9 protein-coding genes and 1 pseudogene are annotated in these 7,734 nt (G+C 69.2%); 5 read left to right on the top strand and 5 right to left on the bottom strand.

All coding sequences use genetic code 11. The features are described 5' to 3' along the window. Positions 1–247: 247 nt before the first annotated feature. Together AB0N17_RS44630 and AB0N17_RS44625 are read right to left on the bottom strand one after the other, a co-directional pair. Positions 248–610 carry a nucleic acid-binding protein gene (locus AB0N17_RS44630; protein WP_366017429.1) on the bottom strand — a complete coding sequence of 121 codons (363 nt, stop codon included), beginning with the start codon at positions 608–610 and terminating at the stop codon, positions 248–250. Positions 611–696: 86 nt separating this feature from the next. Next, the gene (locus tag AB0N17_RS44625; protein WP_366017428.1) at positions 697–1,005 is read right to left on the bottom strand and encodes a DUF6300 family protein; all 309 of its coding nucleotides are present in this window, start codon (positions 1,003–1,005) and stop codon (positions 697–699) included. A gap of 130 nt (positions 1,006–1,135) precedes the next feature. Here AB0N17_RS44625 and AB0N17_RS44620 point away from each other — a divergent pair, with 130 nt between their 5' ends. From AB0N17_RS44620 to AB0N17_RS44600, 5 genes are all read left to right on the top strand, one after another. Beyond that, positions 1,136–1,726, top strand: coding sequence for a terminal protein (locus AB0N17_RS44620; RefSeq protein WP_366017427.1), 591 nt, complete (start codon positions 1,136–1,138; stop codon positions 1,724–1,726). Positions 1,727–1,830: 104 nt separating this feature from the next. Further along, positions 1,831–2,592: a hypothetical protein gene (locus tag AB0N17_RS44615; RefSeq protein WP_366017430.1), complete on the top strand. Its 762-nt coding sequence runs from the start codon at positions 1,831–1,833 to the stop codon at positions 2,590–2,592. A 723-nt stretch (positions 2,593–3,315) separates the two neighbouring features. After that, the gene (locus AB0N17_RS44610) at positions 3,316–3,549 is read left to right on the top strand and encodes a hypothetical protein (protein WP_366017426.1); all 234 of its coding nucleotides are present in this window, start codon (positions 3,316–3,318) and stop codon (positions 3,547–3,549) included. Then, the gene (locus tag AB0N17_RS44605) at positions 3,549–3,821 is read left to right on the top strand and encodes a hypothetical protein (protein ID WP_366017425.1); all 273 of its coding nucleotides are present in this window, start codon (positions 3,549–3,551) and stop codon (positions 3,819–3,821) included. The genes AB0N17_RS44610 and AB0N17_RS44605 overlap by 1 nt, the downstream gene beginning before the upstream one ends. A 17-nt stretch (positions 3,822–3,838) precedes the next feature. After that, positions 3,839–4,384: a hypothetical protein gene (locus AB0N17_RS44600; protein WP_366017424.1), complete on the top strand. Its 546-nt coding sequence runs from the start codon at positions 3,839–3,841 to the stop codon at positions 4,382–4,384. A gap of 977 nt (positions 4,385–5,361) precedes the next feature. Here the strand turns inward: AB0N17_RS44600 and AB0N17_RS44595 are convergent. From AB0N17_RS44595 to AB0N17_RS44585, 3 genes and pseudogenes are all read right to left on the bottom strand, one after another. Then, complete coding sequence (locus tag AB0N17_RS44595; protein ID WP_366017423.1) at positions 5,362–5,808, bottom strand: MarR family transcriptional regulator; 447 nt, start codon at positions 5,806–5,808, stop codon at positions 5,362–5,364. Next, complete coding sequence (locus AB0N17_RS44590) at positions 5,805–6,518, bottom strand: hypothetical protein (RefSeq protein WP_366017422.1); 714 nt, start codon at positions 6,516–6,518, stop codon at positions 5,805–5,807. Before AB0N17_RS44590 ends, AB0N17_RS44595 begins: the two co-directional genes overlap by 4 nt. 1,005 nt (positions 6,519–7,523) lie before the next feature. Further along, positions 7,524–7,734 (bottom strand): annotated as a pseudogene (locus AB0N17_RS44585) (hypothetical protein); the annotation flags it as partial.

The following is a 7,734-nucleotide window of genomic DNA, read 5'->3' as shown; positions in this document are numbered from 1 at the left end:
ACCGACCCCCCTACGGCCGGAGCAGACAGAACGACCGCACCAACGATCATGCCGGGCCGCCCCGCACCCCTGCAGGCCATTCAGCAACAGAGTCGAAGTAGTGAACAAAGCCAGCACGGTGTCGATGAGCTGGGGTCTGCCTGGGGAATCAAGCCGAGCAACTCTGAGGCCGCCCCGAGTACCGGGTGGGGAAATCCAAGTAGCCCCATCAGCGGCGGGTCCGGCTCGGGTGGCGTGTCCGCCACGGCTACGCCGCCTCCTGGCCGTCGCCGTCCTCACGTTCGAGGGCGTGCTTGAGCTGGGAGCGGGCATCGAGCCGTTCGGGCCCGGCGACCTCGCTCCAGAAGGCGTGCGTGAGGATCATCCCCGTGAGGTCGCGTTCCTTCTCCCGCAGCGTGGCGACCTCCTGCTGCTCCTGCTCCGACCAGCCCGGCGAGTCCGGGTAGGCACGGGAGGTGGCAAGCCAGTAGCCCTCGGGACGCTGCCAGGCCTCCATCGGTTCGACGGAGTACGGCAGCCGCTTGTACAGGGCAGTGAGGTCGGCCCACACCTGGTTGAGTTCCTGCTGCGCTGCGATGAGGTCGCCGGGGAAGTCGTACGTTGTTGCCACGGCCCAAACAGTAGTTCGGCGCGGCGGCCGCGCTGCCTGTACGACGCGGCGGCACTACGCGCCCGGAAGCTTCTGCCGATGACCGCTCAGGGCTGGTCGGGCGGGGTGTCCTGCAAGTACCAGCCGTGGGCGGCCATGCACTCCTTCGTCCACTCCATCAGCAGGTGTGAGCCCTCCTTGACGCGGCTCAGGTCATGACCGCCGTCGTTGGCGAACCACTGGACGAGAAGGCCGGCCGCCGGGCGGTCCACGTCGCCGGTGTCGCACACCGGGCACAGCTCCAGGTGGATAGGCCGCCCGTGTTCGTCGTCCTGCGGCGCCACCCCGCTCATGATGAGGTCGCCTCGGCAACGTGAACACTGCGGCAGCCGGTCAGAGAACTCCAGCAACGCCATGGCCAGCCCCCTTGCTCTGGACGTGGCCCTCCACCCAAGACCCGCTGATCTACGCCGTCAACCCCTCCCGCAACGGTGGGACACCCGACGACGGAGTCTGTCCACAGGCGATCCGTGATCCCTAGGAGGTATGAGCGACCACGAGCAGCAGCAGTCGGCCCCGAGCCGCGGCAAGGTCTTGGAGGCCCTCGCGCGGGCGGAGCGGAAGGTCTTCACACGGCCCGCGCCGAAGTCCGCAAATGCACAGGTGAAATTCCTCCTCACGCGGATGAAGGAGTCAGCGCGGAGCCTGGCGGAGCGTGTGGGCACCTCGACTCGAACGATCGAGCGCTACCGCGCCGGGAAGCTGAAGAAGCCACAGAAGCGGCTCCAGGCCGCTCTGGTGGAGGCGACTGAGTCCGAGTGGCAACCGCAGGTCAGGGCCCGTGCACGCGAACAGGCTTCCACGTCCAGCGGGATGATGGTGGAGGTGACGGCGTACTTCGGTTTCACGTGCTCGGGCAGCTCGGACGACGGTCGCATACGCACCATCACCACCCCGATCTCTCCCACCTACGTGAAGCAGATCCTGGAGCTCCAGGAGGCCGGAGCGACGGAGGAGGAGCTGCATCCGATCGTCGCGGAGGCCATCACCGAGTCGTATTTCACGGAATGGGGCACCCGGGCCGATGGCCTGCGCGCGGATTTCACGCACGTCCAGTCCATAGATTTCCGGTTCTGACACGGTCGAATTCAGGGCCTGCTATAAACCATATTCGGCGGGCCGTCGTACAGCGCTCTGGCGGCGGCCCGCTCCGAATCCGCACCACGAATACGAGGCCGATGATGACCACGCCCTGGCCGCCCCGGCGCACTGCGCGCCGTCCGCTCGCCCCGCGCGTCGCCGCGCCTCGGGAGCCGGTCGACCCCGCTCGCATCGGACGGCGCGTCGTCCGGCGGCGGGCGAAGGGGATGGACGCCGGCGCCGTCGCGGCGGCCCTCGAGGACGCCCGGTTCGACGCCCGGCAGGACTCGCGGCATGAGGACCTGGTCGACGACGTCCGCGGCCCGGCGGAGCTCGCGGAGTGGGAGCGCATCGCGCAGCTGCTCGCCGACGCGGCGCCGGGCACCGTGTACGACCCGGACGTCGACGGCGTCGTCCAGGCCGAGCTCGCCGCCGAAGCCGCGGCCGCCGCCGCCCGGGAGGCAGAGCTGCGCGAAGCGGCACGAATCGCGGCCCGCGCCGATGAGCTCCAGGCGCTGCGCGAGATGGGCACGCTGGAGGAGACCGAGCCCCGCGACGGGGACGAAGCCGTCCGCGACGAACTCACCCGCCGGGCGGGCGGGTACGTGCAGGCCGACGTCGACGCCTGGCTCGCCCACGCGCTCGCCGCGCACCTCGGGCACTACCGCGACCCGGCCGCCCGCGAGGCCGCCGCCGGCCTTCTCACCCCGTCGGTCCTCGCGCACGCCGCGCTGCTCGCCGAACTCGCCCGCCTGGTCCCGGGCACCGGCGTCGACCAGCTGGCGTTCGCGGGCCGGCTCGCCACCACAGAACCCGAGGCTGTCGGTGCCCTCGCCGTGTTCCTCGCTCGCGTCCGGTCGTAGCGCAGTATTCGCACGGCCTGCTCCGGCCTCACGCTCCGCTGTCTCCCAGATCCCAGCGTCTGGGAGGCAGACCTGTGAGGGACCTGGGAGGCTGGGGTCGGAAATACCCCGGAACGCCTGTGATGTCTGGGAGGTTGGAGGGCTGTTTTCCCAGGCAGGCGCGTTCCTGGGAGGTGACCTGAGAGCCTGTGAGGGAGCCAGGGAGCAGACGTGCCTGTGATCACCGTGGGTGACTGTCACGCTGTCACGCTCACCGGTGTCACGCGCCCCGATCCGGCTGTCACGTTGGAGTGTCACGCTGGCGGTTCGGCCCGGAATCACGGGCCCGACCCCTGGATTTGGGCCACCTCGCCGATCAGCGTGACACCGTCCCAGAGCGACTACGGTCCGCATCCGGATCCGGTCCCTCGCCCGCCTGAACAGTCCGCCGATCTGTGTCATCGACCCCCTGTTTCCCCAGGTGGAGACCCTCATCTGTGTCACTGTTCAGCTGATCTGTGTCATCGGGCAGCGGGCAGGGACCAGGACCCAGCAGCGCCCCCAGAACCTGGGTCCCTGGGTCCCGAGACCGGTGTTTTCCCTGGTGACCGTGGAACGGGCCGGAAGCTGGGTCCACCTGGGTCCCGCGCCCTCGTACGAGCTGGTTCGTCCGGAGTGGTCCCCAGGGCCCGGGGCGGCCGATACCGTTGGAGCAGACGCCAGTTCCGCCCCCTGGAGCCCTCGATGAGCGAACAGCCGGCCCCCGCCGACCACGCCCGGCAGCAGCTGGAGCCCGCGGCCGCCGACGGGTTGCGCGCGTACGCGGCGAAGACCCGTGAGAACGCCGACCAGCTCGCCGCCGTCCTGGAGGACATCGCCACCAACGGCCTGCCGTCGGTGGAGGACTGCACGCCGTGGGAGGAGCTGCGCGAGGCTCACCTCGCCCGGCTTGCCTCGCAGCGCCCGGCCGTCGCCTGATGGCCCCGCAGCACGGCCCGCGCCGCGCCCGGATCGCCTTCTCCGACTCCGCCGCCAAGCAGCTGGAGCACATCACTAGCGAGGCGGAGATCCACGCCCTGGACCGCGCCCTGGTCGTCGTCTCCGTCGACCCGGACGTCGGCGAGGCGCTGCCCGGCGACTCCGCCGGCCCCCAGTTGCGCCAGTACACCGACGAAGTCGAGCGCGTACGCCTGTTGTACTGGGTCACGGCTTTGCGCACCGTGGTCGTCGTCGCGTACATCGAGGTCTGACCAGCGAAGGAGCCGCTGTGCCGTCGATCGTCCAGGAGCTCTCCGGCCACCGCGACCTCGGCGGGCTGCGCGTGGTGGTGGAGTGCCCCTTCAAGGCCACCGTGCTCCGTGAAGGCTCGGCGCAGGACTCCGGGCCGGGCGCGGCCTGGCTCGCCTACCTGTGCCCCGTGCACACCGCGGACCTGGAGGGGTGGCCCGGCGCCGCAGACCACCCGGACAACGGCACGATGCCGTGCGGCACCGTGCTCGACTTCCGTTCCGGCGAGCAGCTCCTCCAGTCGCACGCCGATCTGTGGCTGACGCCGCTGACCGGCGTCGACCCGGCGGCGTACGGCGGTGTGTGGTCCGACGTCCTGGAGCAGGCCGACCGCGTGCTGGTCGCCCGGGTCGAAGAGGCTTCGGCCGCCGGCGAGGAGAGCCCGCTGCAGGACATGCTGGCGATGACGGACGTGGCCCGGCGGGCCGCCGCCAGGGGCGACCTCGGGGTGGCGACGACATCCCTGGCGTACTGCGAGACGCTCGCCATGCGCCTGCGGCACGACGGCGGTCTTGCACCCCATTAGTGGTTAGTACAGGTAGTACCTATGTGCGGGTTGTAGATCCTTCCCCCTGAGAGCAGAGCTCGCAGGACGGGGCCCGATCATCTGCACTCGCCTGAGACGACGCCCTCCCAGCGGTCGGCGCACATGATCCTTCCCGGCCCCGTACGGCCGTCTGCGGCGTTCTCAGGCCCTCCGGGCTCCGAGCGACGATCAAGGCCCGCAGAGCCGCTCACAGCGCCGTACAGCGCTTTAAAGGGTCGGAGGCGCGGCTGGTCCCTCGCCGCCAGTCGCGGATCGCCTTGCCGCTGCTGTCCCGTCACATGCGGTCCTCGGCTGGTCCCGGACCGAGCTCTGGTCTCAGGGGGGAGGATCTACAACCCGCAGAGAACCGCTATCTGTACTAACCACTATTGGGGTGCAAGGTTGGCGCCGCGCGGACCCCGTGCTCGCCGGTGTCGGCGACCCTGGTGAAGTCCGGCCGGCGCTGCGCCGTGCTGCATGTGAAGTGGGTTGCACCCTTCCCGGCCTGCATCGAGCAGCACCGTTGCGCAACCGGCTGCTGCTCCTGGTGGTGAAGGGTGCAAGGCCGATTGCTGCTCGGTTCGGAGACGTGTTGCGCGGTAGTCGCACGATCCAGGCGGCACAAGGGTGCTGCACGAGCAGCAGGCCGGCCTCGGTCGGGCAGCAACGGGCCCGGCGAGGCCCTGCCCGCGTGCTGCAACGGGACTGCCGACCATCGCGCAGCGGCATCGTTTGTTCTGCTCTGCTGCAACAAACCGGTTTACCTCGTGCTACCGGCCGTTGCTGCTCGCTGCATGCCGCGCTGCTCTGGGCTGCTGCACGGTTGCTTTTGCAGCGGGCGGGTGCAGCCGGGCGTGGTTTGTTCTGCTGCTCCAGAACAAGCCGGTTTACCTGGTGCTACCGGCTTGATCACGGGCGGGCGCGATGAAGGCGCCGCACCGGGGGTGCGACGCCTTCATATCGAGTGGATGGCCGGGTCAGGACACGGCTTTGAGGTTCTGTCGGCGCTTGGCGTCCTCGCGGCGCCGGCGCTTCTCGGCAAGCTGGTCCTGGTAGGCGGCGACGGCCGCGCGGTAGTGCTCCACGAAGCCGGGCGAGTTCAGCCGCTCGTTCTTCGGCATCGCCTTGACGGCGGCGATGGCGTCCTCGGGGGAGAGGTAGGCGGCGAGCATGGGGTTGAGCTGGTAGACGCCGGCCCGCTTCTTCTTCACCAGCTGCGCCAGGTCGAGGTCGCGGAGCGCCGCGTTCACGGCGGCCCGGCTCAAGCTGAGCATCTGCGCGAGGGTGACCTGGTCGACCTCGATCCTGCCGCCCGGCTCGCTGTGAGCGCGCATCTTCAGAAGCACGCGGTAGGCCGCGGGCAGCAGGTCCAGGTCGGCGACGATGCCTTCCGCGTTCACCGCGGCGAAATGCAGACCGCTCACTGTTCGGCCTCCTTCTCCTTCTGCTGTACCCGCTCGCGGCGGCGCTCAGCACGCATCTTCGCCCGCTCCTCGCGCAGCCGCTCGATCTCCTGGCGCATCCGCTCCAGCGAGGGGAAGCGCACCAGGTCGGGCAGGCCCTCGTCCGACCGGATCTTGGCAATGGTCTCGTGCTGGTCGACCCGGATGTACTGCGCGTCCATGGTCTCCGTGCCCGGGATGAATTCGGCAACCCGGTAGGAGTACGGCGGGTTGAACTGGTAGACGCCGCGCTTCACCCGGAACACGATCCCGTGGCCCATGACTTCCTGCAGTGCCTCGTTCACCTTGGTGCGCGCCACGTCCAGGACGTGTGCCATCTCATCCTGGGTCAGGGGGATGCGTCCGCCGGCCTTCTGGCAGGCGATCATCAGGAGGATCAGCCGCAATGGCAGCGCCTCGCGGAAGAACTGCGCGATGACGAGGAAGAACTCCAGGCTGTCCATGGAGAAGGCGTTCGGCTCGTCCGGCGGCCCGTAGAACTCCAGCGGCTTCCGCTCGCTGTCCAGCGTGAGCTTCCGGCCGGGGTAAGCGCGGGCGACCTCGTCCAGGTCCTTGACAGGCCGTAGCGGCTGATTCCAGGCGTCGGCCGGATCCTCGGCCAGCGGCAGCTTTGGCTGCGGCTGCGGCGCCCCTCGGGTCCCCGGACGGCGGCGCTGCGGCTCTGTCGACACGAGGTTCCTCTCCAAGCTGTTGATCTCTGCGACGCGGAGCAGTATGTCACCTCTGCTTGACATGGATGTCGCTTCGACACGACATGCCGCGCAAGTTGTGTCCCCCCAGGGGGGACACAACTCCCCCCTTGCGTCCCACGGCCCTCATGTGAGACGCATCTGTCGCCCGATGTCGCCTCCAGTTGACATGCTGCGGGAATCTGTGTCGTCTCTGGTTGACATTGAACGGCCGATATGCCCCCTCAGTCGGGACACATCGGCCGCGATATGTCCCCTCACCCGGTACGCATCTCAAGATTTGCGGCTCTCTGACCTGCGGTTTCTTGATCTCGCCATATATCAGTGGCTGAGGTCACCCGCACCATCCGCCCGGACCCTCCGTGGCTGAGGCGGCTTCGCGTGCGAGTCCTCGATCCAGCGCGGGTCGTGGACGGCACCAGCGGCTCTGAGTCTCGGGTGGTGCCGACCGTGACGAACAAGCACCAGGAGGCGGGGCCGGCCTCCATGGTGGGTTCCGCCAATCGGCCCTGGGAGGCCGATCGGCTCCGGTACCTCCGCACGCCGGAATTCATGCTTTCCGATATCTGAGGTGCCGTTCTGTGGTTCGGACCCGCAGCTTCCCAATTCGTAATTCCTCGCGTTAATTGGGAGAGAAAAACCCGGGCTGACCGTTCATCAAATGGCGTGCCCTGCCCGGGTGGTTGGGGGGGTGTCCTGTGTTTCCGCCATCGGTACATGCTGCATCAACCTGATGCACGCGCTACACTGGAACCCACACGAACGAGCGACCCCCACCCCTCGTAGCCAGCCCGGCCCGCGCCAGCGGGCCCCAAGGTTCTGGAGGCACAGCCGGAAGGACCGTCAGGCGGGGGAGCGCAGCGGACCCGCCCGGGAGTGCGAAGCACTCCCCAACTCCCGTACTAGAGTCCCCACTAGCCGCACCCAACACCCCGTCAGCCGCCCGGCCGCGCACCGCGCGGCCCGCCGGGCGCGCAGCGGCCAGCCTCACCGGTCCCTGGAGCGCAGCGGAGGGGACCCGCCCGCGCATTCGCGCGGGCCAGCGGGAAGCGCAGCGACCGCCCCGCTTGCACATCGCGCAGCGATGTGGTACCCGCTCCGCGGGCCGTGCACCTCGGGGCACCAGAGGATCTGCACCAGGTCGGTGCCCTCGGGGAAGGCGATCTCGGGGACGTCGGCCGCGTAGAGCTGCGCCACG

The sequence above is a fragment of the Streptomyces sp. NPDC051133 genome (genome assembly GCF_040682635.1).
Taxonomy (GTDB): domain Bacteria; phylum Actinomycetota; class Actinomycetes; order Streptomycetales; family Streptomycetaceae; genus Streptomyces.
The sequence above is the reverse complement of the archived record's forward strand: the minus strand, read 5'-3'. Positions and strand labels throughout refer to the sequence as shown.

Coding starts and splice junctions, on each gene's coding strand:
- AB0N17_RS44625 (WP_366017428.1), bottom strand. CDS start 1,005: ATGGCGTTGCTGGAGTTCTCTGACCGGCTGCCGCAGTGTTCACGTTGC.
- AB0N17_RS44620 (WP_366017427.1), top strand. CDS start 1,136: ATGAGCGACCACGAGCAGCAGCAGTCGGCCCCGAGCCGCGGCAAGGTC.
- AB0N17_RS44615 (WP_366017430.1), top strand. CDS start 1,831: ATGACCACGCCCTGGCCGCCCCGGCGCACTGCGCGCCGTCCGCTCGCC.
- AB0N17_RS44610 (WP_366017426.1), top strand. CDS start 3,316: ATGAGCGAACAGCCGGCCCCCGCCGACCACGCCCGGCAGCAGCTGGAG.
- AB0N17_RS44605 (WP_366017425.1), top strand. CDS start 3,549: ATGGCCCCGCAGCACGGCCCGCGCCGCGCCCGGATCGCCTTCTCCGAC.